Origin of the sequence: Psychrobacter sp. NG254, from assembly GCF_015277735.1 — a bacterium.
Classification (GTDB): Bacteria; Pseudomonadota; Gammaproteobacteria; order Pseudomonadales; family Moraxellaceae; genus Psychrobacter.
Map to the genome: position 1 here is coordinate 638,550 of NZ_JADHDA010000002.1, position 19,454 is coordinate 658,003.

A 19,454-nucleotide genomic window follows, 5' to 3' on the forward strand; every position below is an offset into this window, starting at 1 on the left:
AGATACTGAGCTTTTTGATATTTGATGCGTAGGGTCAGATATTATTTACTCTGGAACCACGTATCTGCTTTGCTGCGAGCACTAGCGATATCTGCGCTTGATAAGTTCAATGCCAATTCGCCGATTTTGCCACGTGCTTTGTTACGGACTTTTTCATCGAGCATGCCATCGCGGGCAGCCAAATCATACCATTTATAGGCATCAACTAAGTTCTTTTGCTTTTCATCGAGCAGTGCAAGGGTATAGCTGGCACGGTTATCACCACGCATCGCAGCTTTCTCTAACCAAATGCGTGCTTGTTGCAAGTTCGGCTGTACGCCTTCACCGCGCAAATACATGATGGCCAAATTCAACTGAGCAGGGGCGACGCCTTGCTGAGCGGCTTTGGTATACCATTGAAGTGCTTGCTGGGTATTTTGGGCAATGCCTTCGCCTTTTTGCAGACGTTTGGCTAAGTAGAACTGAGCGTGGTCGTTACCTTGGCTGGCACGACTAGACAGCTCACTGACAGGCATTAGCTCAAAACGCGAGGTATCAAGCGGTACGTTAGATATCAACTCAGCATTGGCCAAACCAGCACAAGAAAATAATGCAGTAAACAACGCAGCTTTTAGTAATTTCATAGCAGCTCCAAAATTAGGCAATGAGTAAGCAAAAAAATTGTACCGCTAAAGGATTTTAGGCGGTGATAACCATTAGGTGGAGTCGTGCAATATGGACGTACCCAATCGTTAGCAATTTGATCTAGTGTATTTGCATTGTAGATAGCCCACTAACTGATTAGACAAATGGTCGTAATAGCGGGGTAGCTGACAATATTTTGCTAGCTTAACACCCAAACTTACGAAACTCAAATACTAATTACACAGTACCCTAGGCATTTATACCTAATTTGCCTCAACAAAATCATACAGTTACTAAAAAATACAAGGAATTAATACTCTATTAAGTCTAAAAACATGACTTTTACATCAGTTTTGGCTGTCTGATACAAAGTGACTATCAGTCTTTACTTGATACTTTTCTTAGTCACGCGATAGATGGCAACATCTGCTAACAAATTAGGTGCTCGGCGTATTAACGCTTTCATTAGTGGTGTGTGACCTTTTTCAGAATCACTTACAGCAAAGCGGTTAATGATATCGATATCATGCTGCGCGCACAGTTTTTCAAAGTCTTTGAACGTGCATAAATGAATGTTTGGCGTGTTATACCACTCATAAGGCAGTGCTTCAGAGACAGGCATGATGCCCTTGAGACCCAGATGAACACGGTTTTGCCAATGGGCAAAGTTAGGGAATGTGATGACGGCCTCGCGGGCCACTCGTAGCATGTCGAGCAGCAATACATCAGGTGATTTGACTGCCTGTAACGCGCGTGCCATCACCACCGTATCGAAGCTGTTATCAGCGAAACGCGCTAAGCCATCATTGAGGTCTTGCTCGACGATGGATAATCCTTTGCCGATGGCTTCATTGATTTTATCTTCATCGATCTCGAGGCCATATCCAGTGACGCCTAGGTTCTGCTGTAAATGCGCGAGCAGCTCGCCATTACCGCAGCCCAAATCGAGTATGTGTGCCTGCGGTGCAATCCAGCGCTCTGCCAATTGATAGTCCATTCTCATGAGCACTCTCCTCTAACTGGGCGACTATGGGTAATAGATGGGGCAGTCAAAAAGCCTTTTACAGCACCCATATAACGCGGAATATCGAACAAAAACGAATCATGTCCGTGCGGTGCATCAATATTGATATAGCTGACAGGTTTGCCAGTGGCCATAAGTGCATCGACGATTTCTTGTGAGCGCTCAGGGGCAAAGCGCCAGTCAGTGGTGAATGAAACCACCAGATACTGGCATTGAGTATGCGCAAAGGCTGCTTTGAGCGCAGAAAGCTCTTGCTGGCGATCAGACTCAATATCTTCAATCGTCGCTACTGCATCTTCTAATTCATTCTGTGCATTCGCTTTGCTAGACTCGACAGACGCTGCGATTGAGTCTTCTATTTGCACTGCTGATTCTATATTGTCTTTTGTTACAGTTGATGGGTCTGAAGAGTAGTCGCGCGTCGGGTCAAAATAGTCTAAGGCTTTGGTCATGAGCAGATAAGTATTGGCATCGAAGTTTTCACTAAAGCGCTCGCCTTGATAGCGTAAGTAGCTCTCAACTTGAAACTCGACATCATAACCATACATAAACTTGCCAGATTTTAAATCACGGCCAAATTTGGCTTTCATCGCATCATCAGTCAAATAGGTAATGTGACCAACCATACGCGCGAGGATGAGCCCACGCCGCGGATAAGTGCCTGCTTGTAAATAGCGACCATCTTTAAAGTCAGGATCGGATAGTATCGACTGACGTGCGACTTCGTTAAAGGCAATGTTTTGCGCAGAGAGCTTGGGAGTACTGGCAATAACCACACAGCGCTTTAGGCGTTCTGGGTAATCGACAGACCATTGCAGCGCTTGCATTCCGCCCATCGAGCCGCCAACGATAGCGTGCCAAACGTCAATTCCTAGACGGTCTGAGAGCATGGCTTGGGTTTTTACCCAGTCTTTGATTGTGATCAGCGGAAAGTCAGGGCCATACACCTGCGGCTCATCGCTGTCATCCACACCAACGCTATCAGGATTAATGGTGGTAGGCCCTGTTGAGCCAAAGCAGCTACCAATATTATTGACGCACACCACATAAAACTGATTGGTATCGATGGCTTTGTTGGGACCAATCATATTGTCCCACCAGCCTGCCTTTTTTTCATCGCTGCTATGAAAGCCGGCTGCATGGTGATTGCCAGATAATGCATGACAGATCAAAATAGCATTTGAGTGGTCGCTATTGAGCGTGCCATAAGTTTCTACCATCAAATCAAACGAGGGCAGGGTACGGTTACACTCCAAGGTCAATGGCTCAGCGAAATGGAAGTTTTGGGGCGTAACGACACCCACTGAACCTGCCGTAGTATGGGCTGAGCTATTAGACATGGCCTCAGAATCATGGGGCTGGTCACTGGTATTATCAGAGCGTGCGTTCAAAGCTACCTCGCAAGACAACAATCATCAATAAAATAAAAGCAAAATGGCAAGATGTTGATAGACTATTTTACCTACGCAGTTTTTATAAACTGAGCCTGCCTATTGTATGGCGATGCGCGTAGGAGTACAACCGTCACGCGAGCCTTTCAGGTACAGTTTTTTGGACGAGGGAAAGTATAAGAGCCGTAGACAACTAGTAATGAACAAACATTGAATAAATAGCCACTGCATTTCAAATTGTATAAGTCCGTTTTTCGTGCGTGCCACTAATATATAAAATGCGACACTAATGAGATACCTATTCAATCTTGTCTTAACCGTTTTACCTCTTATAATGGTGACATCATCTTTAATAACTTACTGCTAATAAAGTGCCACTATGAAACCTAAATTGCCCCCACGTATTGCCGTTTTGCTAGTGAATCTCGGTACGCCAGATGAGCCAACGGCACCTGCTGTACGTCGCTATCTTAAACAATTTTTGTCAGACCCACGGGTTATTGAAATTCCTAAATTCCTATGGGCGATCATTCTGAATCTATTTGTCTTACCAAGTCGCCCAAAGCGCGTAGCAAAAGCCTATGCCAGTATTTGGGAAGGTGATTCTCCGATTCGTAAGATATTAAAGAGCCAAGTTGAGCTATTAGAGCCGCGTCTGGCGAATAGTGTGGCGCCATTTCGCGTCTCTGTGCATTCAGCGATGAGCTATGGCAATCCTGGTTTGCCCGATGTGATGGACACGCTGCGCGGCGAAGGGGTTGATCATTTCGTTATTTTGCCATTGTTTCCGCAGTATTCAGCTTCTTCAGGCGGTGCAGTATATGATGCGCTGACCAAATGGACGCTCAAGCAGCGTAACTTGCCCAATTATACGATTGTCAAAGACTACTTTGCCCATCCGCTGTATATACAGGCATTGGCTGATTCTATTCGCCGTTTCCAAGAAAAGCATGGTAAGCCTGACAAGTTGATGTTTAGCTTTCACGGTATTCCGCAGCCTTATGCTGATAAAGGCGATCCGTATCCTAAACGCTGCAAATGTACGGCAGCACAAGTCGCACACGCGCTTGGTCTGAACGATGACGAATGGATCATCAGTTTCCAATCGCGCTTTGGTAAGCAGGAATGGGTCAAGCCGTATACTGACGTGGTATTGGAAGATTGGGGTAAGTCAGGCGTGCGCTCGGTGCAAGTGATTAGCCCTGCATTTTCAGCCGATTGTCTTGAGACACTAGAAGAACTGGCAATTGAGAACCGTGAAAATTTCCTTCACGCAGGCGGGCAAGAGTATCACTATATCCCAGCACTCAACCTTGATGAGGCACACATTGAGTTGCTTGAAGCGTTGAGTCTGCCGCTAGTCAAAGGCTGGGCTGGCACGTTAGATGGCTGGGCCTAATCCGTAATAAAGGTATCTTTTTATTAATGAAAGAACTTATTGATGAAAGAGTACGTCATAAAAAAGCACGCTTAATATAAGTTAAGCGTGCTTTTTCGTTTAAAAGGCTGTATTAACAATCGCAGTTATTTTTAGAAATCATCATCGTTACTGCGTTCGGCGGCTTCTCTGTCCACGATATCCATCGAATCTGGATAATCACGGTCATCCAAATTGTCTTGCACCAAAATCTCATCGACACGTGACTCGTCTATGTTTTGACGATGTGCAGGTGTCAGGCCTTGGATAGCATCGGTACCGACTTCTGAATTATTAAACCCTACACTATTATCAATCACATCATCATTGTCGATAGTGTGTAGCATAGGATTGTCTAAATCGACCAGTTGGTTGTCTTGTTCATCTGTGTTGTCATTATTATCAAGGCCATTTCCGTCAATATGATCCATCTCTTCTGGTAATGGGTTTTTTGAGTTTTCCATGATAGCTTCCTTATTATTTACGATTATTATTGATGGTTGTTGTTAATGTCATTCATTAAGGTAAGTGTGACGGGTTATGATTATCACTGATAGTAGTAAGGTGTCACAGGATGTTCAAAAAATGTAAGACAAACAATAAAAATGAGATGCCCGATGATTGTCAGTGCTAAAAGTCTAATAGCAGTATCCTTAATGAGCGCTACCGTAGGTATGACAGCATGCAAGCGCTTGCCTTTTACCAATTCAGATAGCAGTCGCGGCGCTGTTAACTTACAGCAGCCGCTCGTTATTGATGGCAAACTGCCGACAGCCACGACGATAATCGACTGCGCACAACTAGAACTCAAGCAAACGGTTGTGGTAAAAGGCCATAGCACACTTAGTAATGGCTGTGATTTGACAGGGCAATCGATACGTTTTGAGCTGAACCAATCAAACAGCTCACTCGACTGTGGTGGTACGTTGCTCAGCACGATGAGTGATGATAACTCAAAGGCCAGCGCGATTATGATTAAGCCTAAAACAGATAAGGCTATAAAAAATATTGCCGTTGCCAATTGTCATGTGACGGGCTATGGTCATGCACTACACATTCGCCAATATAGCAACCCAAATCAGCGTTACGCACGCGGCTTTATCAATCCTGCTGCCAATCGCGCCCTTGCTCCAAATGGTATTCGCATCATTAATGTTAGCAGTCGCAATAGTATCAATAGTGGCATGTTCATCGGTGATCATGTACATGACATCATTTTTGACAAAGTACGTATCCAAAACGCAGGCACAGTGGGATTGTATTTAGAATTCGGTAGCCGCGATAATGTGATCAAAAACTCTGTGTTTGTCGGCAATGGTTTTCGTACATTTAAGCCCAATCGTGAAGCCATTGCTGTCGATTCATCGAGCAACAACCGTATCGAAAACAATCACTTTATTCATAATGGCGCAGGCAGTGTACTGCTATATCGCAATTGCTTCGAGCATGCCGATGATCCAACGCGGGGCAATCATTTTAAACGTACTGAATCGAGCCGAGACAATATTATTGCCAATAATGTCTTTGAAGACGAGCCAGTTGGTGTTTGGGTAGCATCAAGACAGTCCCGCAATCTCAAAGGTTTTGAATGCGGTGCTTATTTAGTCAAGCAAACACCATTTGCTAGCTACCATTTGGACAGTGCCAAAAACAATCAAATTGTTGATAACCGTTTTGAGCAGGTAGAGAAGGGCGTTATCGTAGAGGATGACGGCACACTGATTGAGGGGAATAGGTTTGCAGCGACGGTAGGTATGCCTATCGCTGTGGGTTCTGAGATTCGTGAAGAAAGCGCGGCAGGCGCGATTAAAAACACACGGATTAAAGACAATATTTTTATCGATAAATCTATCGAGCAAGCGATTAGTATCCGCGCTGCAAGCAAAACGGCTACCCATATCGAGTAGCCGTAAATATTTCTTTAATACTTATAAAACATTGACGAGTGTTATTTACTGCTGTGGTTTAGCTCATAGTCTGAGGGATAGCCAAAACCTGCTGCAGATTCTGTCAAATTGAAGCGCCAAATATAAGTTAAGGCAATGGCATAAATCGCGGTTTCAGCCAGTTCTTCAACGATACCGCCCAGCGTATGAGGAAACCCGATCGCGTTCTCTCCCATATATTGTACGATAGCGAGTGCAGTGACGCCAAGGTAGACAGAAACATGAACGCTTTTTAATACGGCCCATAGGTAGCGTCTTGAATAAGCAAATAAACCAAGGGCGACAAGGTAAATAACGGTCAGAACGATGTCTTCCCACCAGTCATAAGACTGACTGAGAAAGGAGAAGTCGTTTGGAACCAATAAGTCTGGTAAGTAGTTCAGCTCGCGGCGAATCACAGCGATGAACACGAGTACAGTTGCCAGCCAAAAAGCCTGAATCTGTTTAATGTGACTCTGCATGACGTACTGTAAGCTGCGCAGCAGGCAGGCTATCAACAGGATAATACCAGGCGCTTCGATAATGCCATCTGTATTCAAAATAAGACACTCCTGATTTTAAGGGCAAAAAAGTGAGCTCAAAGGCTCACTCTAGACCGAACACTGTGTAATGCGTATATGGGGCTAATATCATCCGTGCCATCAGCAATGTTGTAATACTGATGGTGGGCTGAATAGCAACTTTAGTGGTGCCAAGTATAAAAAAAACAACCCACACTCTATCTCATTTACCCAAATCAGTGATTAGTGTGCTTCATCCCAGTTCTGACCGCTATCCGTCTCAACCAGTAACGGTACGGCAAAGTCTACATGCCAGCCTTTATTGACAGCGGTTGTCGTTAAGACATCTTGCATCGCATCAATAATAAGCTGGCTAACCTCATCTACTTTATCGGCATCGACTTCGAACACCAGTTCATCATGGACTTGCAGTAGCATTTTGGCGTGCTCTTTTGGCAGCACTTTATCGACCGCAATCATGGCAAGCTTAATTAAGTCTGCTGCTGAACCCTGTAGAGGTGCGTTAATTGCTGCACGTTCAGCGCCTTGCTTGACCATGCGGTTGCTATGATTGATATCAGGCGTATAGAGCTTACGGCCCAATATCGTTTCTACATAGCCTTGTTCGTACGCACTGGCGCGCGTATTGATCATATAGTTTTTGACGCCTGGATAGCGCTCAAAATACATATCGATATAGTCTTGCGCCTCGTTACGGCTCATTTGCAGCTGTTTGGCTAGACCAAACGCACTCATGCCATACAGTAGGCCAAAGTTAATGGCCTTAGCATTACGACGTTCAGTCGAGGTGACGTCAGCGACATCTTTGCCCAGCACTTCAGCAGCGGTGGCAGCGTGAATATCTAACCCTTCGTTAAAAGCATGAGTAAGCGCATTATCGCCTGAGAAATGCGCCATCAACCGGAGCTCGATTTGTGAATAATCGGCTGCTAAAATCACACGACCTGCTGGTGCAATAAAGGCCTGACGAATCAAGCGACCAGTGGCAGTACGAATCGGGATGTTTTGTAAATTGGGATCAGTCGAAGACAAACGTCCAGTGCTGGTCAGTGCTTGATGATAGCTAGTGTGTACACGATCGGTCTCGCTATCTGCGACATTATCAAGCGCATCGGTATAAGTGCTCTTGAGCTTAGATAGGCTACGATATTCCAACGTGATATCGACCAGTGGATGGTCGATTTTTGACAATACCGCTTCACCAGTCGAGTACTGACCGGACTTGGTTTTTTTGCCACCCGGTACGCCAAGCTTTTCAAACAGCATCTCGCCCAGTTGCTTTGGCGAACCGAGATTGAATTCTTCACCAGCCACTTCATAGGCACGTTTTTCTAATGCAATGATTTCTTCATCAAAGCGTTTTGATAGCTCGTTTAAGAATGGACGCTTGATCAAGATACCGTTTGCTTCCATTTGGCACAGAATCTCAGCCGTTGGAATCTCTAACTCATGTAGCAGTTTGGCATTATTGTCATCGTTAGCGAGCTCAACACTGAAAACATCAAACAACTGATAGGTAATATCAGCATCTTCACAAGCGTAGTCGCTAGCGATATCGATGGCCACTTGGTCAAAGGTGACTTGTTTAGCGCCTTTACCCGCCACTTCCTCAAAGCTGATGGTCTGAGTTTGTAGATAATGACGCGCCAAATCATCCATGCCGTGGCGAGTGGCCGCTGCATTAATCACATAGCTGGCAAGCATGGTATCCATCGCCCAGTTGTTCGGTTGCTCGTGTATCGCGCCGACCAAATCGATATCATAATGACTAAGAATGTGGGCATCGTATTTTAGATGCTGACCGATTTTACCGATATTTGGATTTTCTAACACATGCTTTAAGCGTGCCAGTACCGTATCGCGGTCGAGCTGCTTTGCGGTTAGCTCATCACCTTCTAGACTGTGCGTCAGCGGAATGTAGTAGGCTTCGTGGGCTTGCATGGCAAAAGACAGACCAACGATTTGTGCCTCACGCCAATGAACACTGGTGGTTTCGGTATCGATAACAAAGTGTGACGACGCCTCTAATGACGTCAGCAAACTATCAAATGCAGGCATATCCAAGATAGTGTGCCACGCCTTATCCTGATGTTTGCGGTCTGTGATGTGTCCACTATTGGTCGATTGTAGAGATTTGGCGATTTGTGCCTGCGACTCAGCATCAGCGCGACTGTCAGCGACACTTTGTGCGCCGTTCCCATTCGCGGGATGATTTGGGTGATCGAGTGACGCCAGCTCATTTCTAAACTCGAGCTCATTATATAGCTCGCGTAACTCGTCTATATGAGCACTAGGGTCAGTATTGATTTTGAGGTCATTCCAGTCTTGGCCGATGGCCAAATCTGTGACGATAGTGGCGAGTTTCCGATTGAACGGAATATCATCAGCGTGCTCGATTAAGCCTTTTGCCCCGCGACCTTTAATAAAGCCAATATGCTTTAACATATTACCGATATCACCATACTCAACGAGTAAATCTTTGGCTGTTTTTTTACCGATACCAGGCACACCTTTAATACCATCTGATGCATCACCCATCAAGGTCAAAAAATCAATCATTTGATTAGGGTTAATACCAAGTTTGTCGATGACGGCTTGGGTGTCTGTCACTTTTCCCGTAAAACTGTCTTCCAATATCACGCAGTCATTGACCAGCTGCATCATGTCTTTGTCACCGGTTGAGATGACGACGTGATGACCTTGCTCGACGGCGCGATGGGCCAACGTACCGATGATGTCATCGGCTTCTGCACCCTCGATACGCAACAGCGGAATCCCCAGTGCTGTGACCAAGCGATGAATATAAGGAATCTGCTCTACTAGTTCGATATCGATGGGCGGACGCGCGGCTTTATAGTCGGTCGACATATGATGACGAAACGTTGGTGACTTGGTATCAAAGCAAACTGCCATATGAGTAGGGTGATAACGACGCATCAGCTTGAGTAGTGCGTTTAATGTGCCGCGAATGGCATTGGTTATCAGGCCTTGAGTGTTTTGCATGGTTTTTGGTAGGGCATGATAAGTGCGAAACAGATAGTACGAGCCATCAACCAAGATAAATGGTGGCTGATCTTTGTCCACATGACTGGTGTCCATGGTCGCCACATTGGGCATGGTGTCAAAATTTGGCATGGCCTTTGGGTCGAGCGCTTGATGGGAATTGTGGTCACTGTCTGTGTTGGAGTTGGTCATAGGATCAGTCATAAAGGTCACTTATCAGCTATTAGATAAAAATATACGGTTATTATAACGATAAAATGAGGACATGCCGAACTGCTTAAGCGTTACGAGATGTTGTAGCGATAATATTTTTTCACCAAAATTTCAAACAAAAAAAGAACCCAGACCAGCTGAGTTCTTTTATAATTAACCTACTATCACTTTAATCGTTATCTACTTGATAGCTATCTATTGGATAATGGGTCGATAAGTACGTTATTTGACTTCTGACGTTACGCTAACATCGATATTGCCGCGTGTGGCTTTAGAGTATGGGCATACTTGATGCGCTTTTTCGACCAATGCTTGAAACTCATCAGCAGACAGTTCAGTGTTTTCACCGATCACATGGATTCTGGCTGCAATTTGATAATCGTGGCCTTCACCTTGCAATAGATCGACTTCGATCTGGGTGGTTGAGTCAAATTTTGCTTTTTCCATTTGTTTAACAGCACCAAGCGCACCATCAAAGCAGGCGCTGTAGCCTATTGCAAACATTTGCTCTGGATTGTTGCCTTCTTTGCCAGAACCTGGTGGTACCATGTTGATGCTAAGATCGTTATCGCTTAAGCTGGCTGTACCTGCACGGCCGCCAGTAACAGTTGCTTTGGTAGAATATAGCGTTTTCATAATATGTCCTTTATTTTGCGTTTTTGTATTTGAATAATTTATATTTTAAGTGACTTATATTTTAGGTGATTTACATTTTATATATCAGATAATCTGTACTTCAGACAGCTTGTGTTTCCTTGCTATTTTTGCATGCGCATCCATGTACATCTAGGCTTTGTACATAAGAATGAACGCACAACACAGCATAGCAAATTATCTGTATAGGTTAGTGCGTGAGTAGTAAATATTTGCAACAAGTTTGTAAGTAGGCTTTTAATGAGGCTTTCAATAAGGCTTTCAATAAGGCTTTATGAGTACCGGATGCAGCAGTAGAGTCTCATTATGTTCTGCTAATAAGTACTAATATTGCCAATGCAGTATCAGTCCATTGCCAACGACTGGCTGCTAAAGTTAGAAATGTGCATACGCAGAAAAAAGAGAATGAATAATATAGTTGGTTAGACAGTATCATCCAGATAGATGATGACAATCTGAATCATAAGGACAGTGTTCGATGAAGAGAATGATTGCGATACCGAGTGTTTGCCTGTTGACGATGGTGGCTCTCTTGGGTTGCCAAGAAGACGATGGCGAGTATGGTTCTGGTAGTAATAAGATTATGCTGACAAGCTTTGCCAATAGCTATGACAGTAATGCCAATGCCAGCGCTATTGCACGAATCGATGAAGCCTACCGCACAGGTGCCCGCAACATCAAAACGACCAATATCATCAACAGTTATAGCAATCAGAGTCTGAATGATTTGGACAGAAAAGTGCTGGCAGATAACTTTGAAGGTCGACTCGAAAATAAAGACATCGAGGTCGATGGCCGTACCGTCAAACGTCCTATTTATGAGAAAAATAGCAATAATAAGCTAGAGTATAAGACAACTTATCAAACTCTCAACTTATCAGGCGTTCGTGCCAATAGTTATAGTGCTGGCACGAATACAAACGTCAGTGCTGGCATGACTAGTGATAGTCGCGGTATTCTTACTGACTTGAACAACTATCCTGAAATCCCAACTAGCATTGCCTTTCCAGAAGGCTCGGTCTGCTATATCCCTGTGGTCACAAGCGAGCGCTCGTTTTTGGCATTCAACGATAAAAACAAAACAGGCTATGCCTCGTTAGATAATTGGATTGATGCTGCCAGACAGCGCTTTAGTGACGATAGAGACCACCGCACCTCGCAGTTTGCCGTTGGCGTAGGCAATGAGCATAAAGCCGCCCAAGTCATGTTTTTTGAGTATGACGATGAGCCCGCTTACGAATACAGCGGCCTTGAATATGCAAAAAATATCTATGAAGCTAACTATGTGGCTAAAGGCAACACTGATCCAAATACTGACAGTCAACGCGGCTTGGTAAATTGCACCCTCGTCAATGAGGTGGCTGGAGACTTTTTGGAAGCACAAATTGAGCGCTATTATTGAGCGTTATCAAGCATCAATAGCAATGCAAGATGAGTGTCACGCTGCGTATCAGAAAGTCTACTGACGCGTTCCGCGCGAACGATAGAGCGTGTTTTTTGTGTGCTAATTCTGCACCCTGATGCTAAATCGGCTACAATACGCCCATTATTTATTCTATTTATTTAGATTACTGTCTAAAAGACAGCCTTTTTGAAGTTAAGGTTGAAGCCAAAAATTATGAGTGTAGATCCAAAGAAACTGAACAAAGAAGTGGCCAAACGCCGCACCTTCGCTATTATCTCGCATCCTGATGCGGGTAAGACCACCATGACCGAGAAACTGTTGTTATGGGGACAGGCGATTCAGGTAGTGGGAGAGGTTAAAGGTCGTAAGACGGATCGTCACGCGACCTCAGATTGGATGAGTATGGAGCAAGAGCGTGGTATCTCGATTACCACCTCTGTCATGCAGTTTCCGTATCAAGACCACATGGTCAACTTACTAGATACACCCGGTCACGCCGACTTTAGTGAAGATACCTACCGCACATTGACTGCTGTGGATAGCGCACTGATGATGGTGGATGGCGCTAAGGGTGTCGAAGAACGAACCATCAAATTGATGGAGGTTTGCCGCATGCGCGATACGCCTATCATCTCTTTTGTCAATAAACTCGATCGCCAGATTCGTGAGCCACTTGAGCTACTGAGCGAAATCGAGGCGGTGCTAAAGATTAAATGTATCCCAGTGACGTGGCCGATTGGCATGGGGCAGGATTTTGTCGGTGTCTATCATTTGACTGAAAACAAAACCTACTTTTATGAAAAAGGTAATGGCGGCAAGATGACGGTCTCCGAGACCCGTGAAGGCTATGACTATCCAGATATTCGTGAGCGTTTGGGTACGCTCATGTTTGACGCCTTCGAAGAGTCGCTTGAGCTGGTACAAATGGCACTAGAAGAGTTCAGTGTTGAGGCGTTTTTGGCGGGTGAGATGACGCCAGTACTATTCGGTACAGCGCTGGGTAACTTTGGTGTCAATATGGTGCTAGATACTTTAGTTAAATATGCACCACCGCCCAAAGCACATCCGACCAATGAGCGTGAAGTGGCCGCGAATGAGACGGCTTTTAGTGGCTTTGTCTTCAAAATTCAGGCAAATATGGATCCGCGCCACCGTGACCGTATCGCGTTCTTGCGAGTGTGCTCTGGTAAGTACGAAAAAGGCATGAAGCTCAAGCATGTGCGTTTGGGTAAAGATGTGCGTATCGCTGATGCGTTGACGTTTTTGGCAGGCGACCGTGAAGCGCTAGAAGAAGCCTATCCGGGTGATATTATTGGTTTGCATAACCACGGAACCATCTCGATCGGTGACAGTTTCACCGAAGGCGAGGAGCTGAACTTTACGGGGATTCCACATTTTGCCCCTGAACTGTTTCGTCGCGTGATACTCAAAGATCCGCTAAAGTCAAAAGCATTGCAAAAAGGCTTACAGCAACTAAGTGAAGAGGGCGCCACTCAGGTGTTTATGCCGCAGATTAATAATGACTTGGTCTTGGGTGCAGTTGGTGTGCTACAGTTTGAGGTGGTCGCGCATCGTCTCAAAGAAGAGTACAAAGTACAGTGTATCTTTGAGCCGGTCTCAATCGCGACAGTTCGCTGGATTCACTGTGATGATGAAGTGGCGCTTGCTAAGTTTAAGAAAAAAGCCCATGACCAACTGTCTCTAGATGGCGGTGGCTATTTGACGTATCTCGCACCGTCGCGCGTTAACTTGCAACTGATGCAAGACCGCTATCCAGAAATCACGTTTAGCAGTACGCGTGAGCATTAAAGTCAGCCACATCGCGGTATTGTTATCTACTAAGACACGCTAGCCGTGTCTTTTTTATTGTCTGTTATTTATAGGGCAGATGGGGCAAGACCACTATTCAGCCATCAGTAAACCCTTAAAAACACGAACAGTGTTCCTACAATACATCACGATTGTTACGATAGAATGTTAAGTAACATTTTATATCTACAAAAAAGGATGCATGGAAGCGATGACTCCATTGAACGTTAATAAGTCTATACTAACTCATCTCTTTTCAGACAGAGTAAGCCGCATATATCGAATTGGTTTACTCATAAGTGGCTTGCTTTTGGGCGCTACCAGCCTGTCTGCACATGCAGGTAGCCTCATCAGTAGTAGCCATTATTTTGACTACCAACTACCCGAGTATGTTCAGCAAGCCTGCGGGGAACGTGATAATTGCCCAGATATTGAGATCAAATATCTTGAGAGTAATCATGGATGGATAAATGAGGCGGTTAATGCGCGTATCAACAGTTTGGTCGTCAATACTGAACCAACTGAATCAGCAACCGTTAAGACGACAAGCACTCCACAAGAGATAAAAGCTGCGCTTGATGACTTTGCAACATCCCAAATCCAAGACCTGCTCAATGACGTGTCTTGGGGGTATGAGTGGATGGTAACGCCTGAGTATTTGGGTCACGTTAATGATTTTGAGCTATTCGACATCAATTCATATGTATTCACTGGTGGTGCCCATGGCATGCCTTATAGCGAGTACTTAATGTTTGATCTCGGCAGCAAAAAGCAAATAAAATTGGCAGATATGCTACTGGCAAGCCAAAAGCCTCGCTTTGAAGCACTCGCTTATGACGCATACCAAACATGGGTGAAAACGGTCACTGATGATGTCAGCAGTTATGAGAAAAGTTGGCCGTTTACGCTGAGCAATGATGTGATATTGACAGACAAAGGCATCGATATTCGCTATCAACCTTATGCTATCGGTCCATATGCCTATGGTATGCCGACGCTTAGCATTCCGTACAGTAAGCTTGATACTGTTATAAAACCGCATTTTTTACGCAAACAGACAGACAGATATGCAGATAAAAAGATAAAAAGATAAAAAGATAAATTCTAGCTGCTATGAGTCAGCTGTGATTTGCACAATGAGTTAAGACTTTTTTTAATTTGAAATGTAATAAAAATCAAGGAGTCATTATATGACGAACGATATAGATAGCGTGAACCCGGCAACAAGTACAAAAACTTGGCAGTTAAATGCATTAACAGCGGCGTTAGGAGATCTAACGCTAACGGTTGATGATAGCCTCTCAGTTGGCCGTGGTAACGACAATGACGTGGTATTAGGTAGCAAGCAGGTATCTCGCAATCATGCAGTGCTGAGCGTGTTAGATGGTCAGCTGTACGTGAAGGATTTAGATTCTTCTAACGGCACATTCATCAACGATCGACGTATCGAAGGCAATGAATCGAACCTTCTACAAGTAGATGACACGCTTGGCTTTGCTAGCTTTGCTTTTCAGGTGCATACATCAATGGATAATGAAGCAGAGATGCCTACAGCTACAGCAGATAAGCCAGTAGCGGCAATCGTTCCTAATACTGTTGCCAGTACTGAGTCCGCAGAGATTTTAGATGAGCCAGTGACGGCTGAAGAAACGGTCACTAATGAGGCAATAACAGAAAACGCTATCATGGAAGATGCTGTTGTCGAAGAGACAATTGTGGCAGATGATTTTGTCGAAGATATGACTGCTGAAGAGGTTATTGCTGAAGAGATGGTTGAACAACCTATCGTAGAAGAACCCGTTCTGACGAGCAGTGAGCCTATCGTAAAAGAAACGGGTATCGAAGACATTTTACCTACCACAGATACGCCTGACAATGTGTCCAGTGAGACTGACTCAGAGACTGAGACTAATGCACCAAATATCTCTACTGATACTACCGATGTGATCGAACCTGTGTCTAAAGAAGCGCCAATTGTCAAAGAAACGGGTATAGATACAGTGCTATCTGCCGCAGACAGTATAGAGCCTTCACCAATTGAAGAGACACCAGTCGTGGAAGAGACGGTATCTAATGACGTTATCTCCGATGACACTATCTCTCATGAGCCTGAAGTGATGGCTGCAGAACCAACGATATCTGCGGATAATGAACCCTTAGTAGAGCAGCCAGCAGTAGATGAAGAGCCAGCAGTCCAAGTGGCGCACGACAAAACGACGACGACTGAGCTGCAAGAAGAGGCAGATCCTGACGTCTTGCGTGCCAAGCAAGCGGCCACATCACAGTTCTCTGGCACGGCAAATCTGGGTCAGTCTCATGATCTTGGTACTCAAGGTAATAACGCTGCAGACCAACAGATAAGTAACCCTGCCAATGCAGGACACATAGAGAAAAAGCCGAGCGGCGGTTGGTTTATATGGGTATTTGCTGCCATTTTGATTATTGGCTTGGCATTGTGGTTATTCAATAAAGGTATTGTATAACCAACAGTCGCTTATACATGATACTTATGGCTTATAGGTGTCATTGTTAAGTGGAAAGAAAACTGAGTTTCTATCGCATTAGCGTCAGCATTTAGACAAGGTGTTGGCGCTATTTTTTATTGATCCGTTGGCTTTTTTTATTTTTTGCCAATGCCGTTGATTCCATTAAAAATATCAAGGTGATCCGAATGCAGGCATATATAAATTACTGCAAACGGGATTAACGCTGTCATTTTTTATAATGGATTGACGATAGGCTGCTAAGCGAGCATTACTATGATGACCTTCGAAGAATACCAAGCATTTAAAGATCAGGGCTTTAGCCATGCACCATTGGTAAAAAAGCGATTGATGGATTCGCAAACACCCGTGTCCGTCTTTTCCAAAGTGCGGGATTTGAACGGCTCCGCTTACCTGTTTGAGTCCTTAGTGGGCGGTGAACGTTGGGCGCGATATTCGATGATAGGCTTGGGTAGTGATCTGATTGTACAGTATGCTGACGGCAATATGACCACCAAAAAGAACGATCATACCGATACGGAATTGGTCGAAAATCCCTTTGATTACATTCGTAAGCTTATGGCACAGTATCAGATGCCAACGGCAGCAGAGGTTCCTACACTACCGAGCTTCAGCGGTGGTCTAGTGGGTTACTTTGGCTATGACATGGTGCGCATCATTGAACCAAGTGTGGGCGTGTCTGATGCCCCCAATACGATGTCGATGCCCGACATGTGGTTGATGCTCTCGATGAGTGTCATTGTCTTTGATAATTTAGAGAACACCTTGTCGATCATCGTCTATGCCGATTGTCAGTCTGAGGACGGCTATAGCTCAGCCATTCGTGAACTCGAAAAAATCGAAGAAAAACTGGCTGAGCCATCGAACTTGCGTGCGCCAGTGATGCCAACCCCAACATTCACCTCACAGACAGGCGCAGAGAAGTACTGCAGCGATGTAGATAAGATAAAAGGCTATATCAAGGCAGGAGAGGCCACTCACGTGGTTCCGTCGCAGCGTCTGACGGCAGACTACACAGGTGACTCGCTGGCTGTATATCGTGCGCTGCGGTACTTAAATCCATCCCCTTATCTGTTCTTAGTGCATGGTTACACGCTTGATGATCACAAGCGTTTTGATATCATCGGTGCCTCTCCTGAAAGTCTGTCACGTATCGAAAATGGCAAAGTCACTGTACGTCCGTTGGCAGGAACTCGCAAGCGTGGTCGAGACGCAGCAGAAGATTTAGCGCTTGAGCAGGAGCTGCTCAATGACACCAAAGAAACCACTGAGCACTCAATGTTTATCGATGTGAGTTGCGATGATATGAGCCGCGTCTGTATTGAGGACAGTGTCAAAGTCACCGAAAAGATGTTTATTGAGCGTTATTCACAAGTCATGCATATAGTATCCAATGTAGAAGGCACAGTCTTACCGCATAAAGATGCGCTCGATGTGTTCTGTGCTACTTTTCCCGCTAGTACGCTATCAGGGGTACCCAAAGTCCGTGCCATGCAAATAATCGATGAGGTCGAGCCTGTGCGTCGAACGGTGTTTGGCGGCTCAGTCGGGTATCTGGGATGGAACGGTGATATGGACACGGCCATCGCAATTCGGACAGCAGTAATGCGCCGTGGTCAGATACATGTTCAAACAGGCGCAGGGGTTTTTGTTGATTCTCTACCAGAGACTGAATGGAATGAAACCAACAAAAAAGCCTCGTCATTGATAAAAGCGGTAAAAATGGCCTGTAATGGTTTGCACATTCGCTAGTTAAATAGCCAGCTGTGTGGCAAAAACAAATGCTTTGAACAAAAAGCCAATTTAATGCCATATCTTTATTTAAAAAAATGCTAATTTAATCAATAGCTTGAGTTTTTCTATTAAGATAATTGAAAAAAAGATGAAAAAGGGCTTGCGCATCTCAAAATATTTGATAGAATAGCCACCACTTTAAGAGAACAAGCCGACTTAGCTCAGTTGGTAGAGCAACTGACTTGTAATCAGTAGGTCGCCAGTTCGATCCCGGCAGTCGGCACCATCTCTCTTAAAGTAGCTTTTTATGAATATGTCTTAAACTAAAGTCATTTTTGTTTAAAGCAACCTAAGGTGGGATTGGGGAGCGGTCAAACCCAACAGACTGTAAATCTGTCGCGAAAGCTTCGAAGGTTCGAATCCTTCTCCCACCACCATATTTTTTAAGTTTGTCATAGCGCCAAGCATGCTCGATATACTTAACGACTCTCGATTAGAGTTGGTTCGAATAAGAGTAAATGCGGGTGTGGTATAATGGTAACACCTTAGCCTTCCAAGCTAATGACGCGGGTTCGATTCCCGCCACCCGCTCCATATATACACCATCGCAAAGACTATTAAACATTCATCACGACAGTTATCATTACTACTGTATCGTGATATTTTTTTTAGTGCAGCTCAAAGATTTTTAGCATACGCTCATATAGCTCAGCGGTAGAGCACTCCCTTGGTAAGGGAGAGGTCTCGAGTTCAATTCTCGATATGAGCTCCATTTATTGTTTAAATCTTTTGTGTTTGTTTTGCTATTCATATATAGCTTTGCCTCAATGCCGAAATTATAGACTATTGAAACATATAAAATTATTACAGCAAAAAATAATTTAAAGGTGACACTGAGGTGTTGCCTTTTAGTGCTGTGAATTTATCAATGAATATTGAATGTAGTATAAATATATTTCAATACTTGTGGTTAGATTAAAACATAGCAGTATCAATAGCTTGTCATGTTCAATAGCTCAAAAATTAAGTATAATGTTTGTTAGGTAAGCCATAGCGTCAACGGTTTGATGGTCTTATAAATATCATGAGCCGTCAAACAGCTATTAACCGATCTTTGATTGATAAAGATTCACCAAAAAAAGAGGAAATACTCATGGCAAAGGCCAAGTTTGAACGTCTAAAACCACATGTCAACGTTGGTACCATCGG

The 19,454-nt window shown here is 44.4% G+C and carries 14 protein-coding genes and 4 tRNA genes; 11 read left to right on the forward strand and 7 right to left on the reverse strand.

Annotation, left to right across the window (positions count from 1 at the left end):
• Positions 1 to 41 precede the first annotated feature (41 nt).
• The 3 genes from IP510_RS05290 to metX all read right to left on the reverse strand — a co-directional run bounded on the left by IP510_RS05290 (position 42) and on the right by metX (position 2,988).
• Positions 42 to 623, reverse strand: a complete 582-nt coding sequence (locus IP510_RS05290) for a tetratricopeptide repeat protein (protein WP_194363713.1) — start codon at positions 621 to 623, stop codon at positions 42 to 44.
• Positions 624 to 1,009: 386 nt separating this feature from the next.
• Complete coding sequence (metW, locus tag IP510_RS05295; RefSeq protein ID WP_194363714.1) at positions 1,010 to 1,627, reverse strand: methionine biosynthesis protein MetW; 618 nt, start codon at positions 1,625 to 1,627, stop codon at positions 1,010 to 1,012.
• Entirely contained in the window at positions 1,624 to 2,988 is a 1,365-nt protein-coding gene (gene metX / locus IP510_RS05300; protein ID WP_194363769.1) for a homoserine O-acetyltransferase MetX, read from the reverse strand. Before metX ends, metW begins: the two co-directional genes overlap by 4 nt.
• Before the next feature lie 430 nt (positions 2,989 to 3,418).
• On the opposite strand from metX, the gene hemH reads away from it, so the two are divergent.
• Positions 3,419 to 4,438, forward strand: a complete 1,020-nt coding sequence (hemH, locus tag IP510_RS05305; RefSeq protein WP_194363715.1) for a ferrochelatase — start codon at positions 3,419 to 3,421, stop codon at positions 4,436 to 4,438.
• A gap of 131 nt (positions 4,439 to 4,569) precedes the next feature.
• Here hemH and IP510_RS05310 read toward each other — a convergent pair whose 3' ends face one another.
• Positions 4,570 to 4,920: a hypothetical protein gene (locus tag IP510_RS05310; protein ID WP_194363716.1), complete on the reverse strand. Its 351-nt coding sequence runs from the start codon at positions 4,918 to 4,920 to the stop codon at positions 4,570 to 4,572.
• A gap of 192 nt (positions 4,921 to 5,112) precedes the next feature.
• Here IP510_RS05310 and IP510_RS05315 point away from each other — a divergent pair, with 192 nt between their 5' ends.
• Positions 5,113 to 6,363, forward strand: coding sequence for a NosD domain-containing protein (locus IP510_RS05315; protein WP_194363717.1), 1,251 nt, complete (start codon positions 5,113 to 5,115; stop codon positions 6,361 to 6,363).
• Positions 6,364 to 6,404: 41 nt separating this feature from the next.
• Here IP510_RS05315 and IP510_RS05320 read toward each other — a convergent pair whose 3' ends face one another.
• From IP510_RS05320 to IP510_RS05330, 3 genes are all read right to left on the reverse strand, one after another.
• Positions 6,405 to 6,941 (reverse strand): hypothetical protein, encoded by a 537-nt coding sequence (locus IP510_RS05320; protein ID WP_194363718.1) that lies wholly within the window; start codon positions 6,939 to 6,941, stop codon positions 6,405 to 6,407.
• A gap of 204 nt (positions 6,942 to 7,145) precedes the next feature.
• Complete coding sequence (gene polA, locus IP510_RS05325; RefSeq protein WP_413786455.1) at positions 7,146 to 10,130, reverse strand: DNA polymerase I; 2,985 nt, start codon at positions 10,128 to 10,130, stop codon at positions 7,146 to 7,148.
• A 231-nt stretch (positions 10,131 to 10,361) separates the two neighbouring features.
• The gene (locus tag IP510_RS05330; protein WP_194363719.1) at positions 10,362 to 10,775 is read right to left on the reverse strand and encodes an organic hydroperoxide resistance protein; all 414 of its coding nucleotides are present in this window, start codon (positions 10,773 to 10,775) and stop codon (positions 10,362 to 10,364) included.
• 496 nt (positions 10,776 to 11,271) lie between these two features.
• Between IP510_RS05330 and IP510_RS05335 the strand changes: the two genes are divergently transcribed.
• The 9 genes from IP510_RS05335 to IP510_RS05375 all read left to right on the forward strand — a co-directional run bounded on the left by IP510_RS05335 (position 11,272) and on the right by IP510_RS05375 (position 19,017).
• Positions 11,272 to 12,195 carry a hypothetical protein gene (locus tag IP510_RS05335; RefSeq protein ID WP_194363720.1) on the forward strand — a complete coding sequence of 308 codons (924 nt, stop codon included), beginning with the start codon at positions 11,272 to 11,274 and terminating at the stop codon, positions 12,193 to 12,195.
• 216 nt (positions 12,196 to 12,411) lie between these two features.
• A complete protein-coding gene (locus IP510_RS05340) occupies positions 12,412 to 14,007 on the forward strand; it encodes a peptide chain release factor 3 (protein WP_194363721.1) in 1,596 nt (531 codons plus the stop codon).
• A 310-nt stretch (positions 14,008 to 14,317) separates the two neighbouring features.
• Positions 14,318 to 15,100, forward strand: a complete 783-nt coding sequence (locus IP510_RS05345; protein WP_227669485.1) for an RsiV family protein — start codon at positions 14,318 to 14,320, stop codon at positions 15,098 to 15,100.
• A 97-nt stretch (positions 15,101 to 15,197) separates the two neighbouring features.
• Positions 15,198 to 16,490, forward strand: a complete 1,293-nt coding sequence (locus IP510_RS05350; protein ID WP_194363723.1) for an FHA domain-containing protein — start codon at positions 15,198 to 15,200, stop codon at positions 16,488 to 16,490.
• 276 nt (positions 16,491 to 16,766) lie between these two features.
• Positions 16,767 to 18,263 (forward strand): anthranilate synthase component I family protein, encoded by a 1,497-nt coding sequence (locus IP510_RS05355; protein WP_194363724.1) that lies wholly within the window; start codon positions 16,767 to 16,769, stop codon positions 18,261 to 18,263.
• A gap of 192 nt (positions 18,264 to 18,455) precedes the next feature.
• Positions 18,456 to 18,531, forward strand: a tRNA-Thr gene (locus IP510_RS05360).
• A gap of 67 nt (positions 18,532 to 18,598) precedes the next feature.
• A tRNA-Tyr gene (locus IP510_RS05365) sits at positions 18,599 to 18,682 on the forward strand.
• 83 nt (positions 18,683 to 18,765) lie between these two features.
• A tRNA-Gly gene (locus IP510_RS05370) sits at positions 18,766 to 18,839 on the forward strand.
• 103 nt (positions 18,840 to 18,942) lie between these two features.
• Positions 18,943 to 19,017, forward strand: a tRNA-Thr gene (locus tag IP510_RS05375).
• Positions 19,018 to 19,454: the final 437 nt, after the last annotated feature.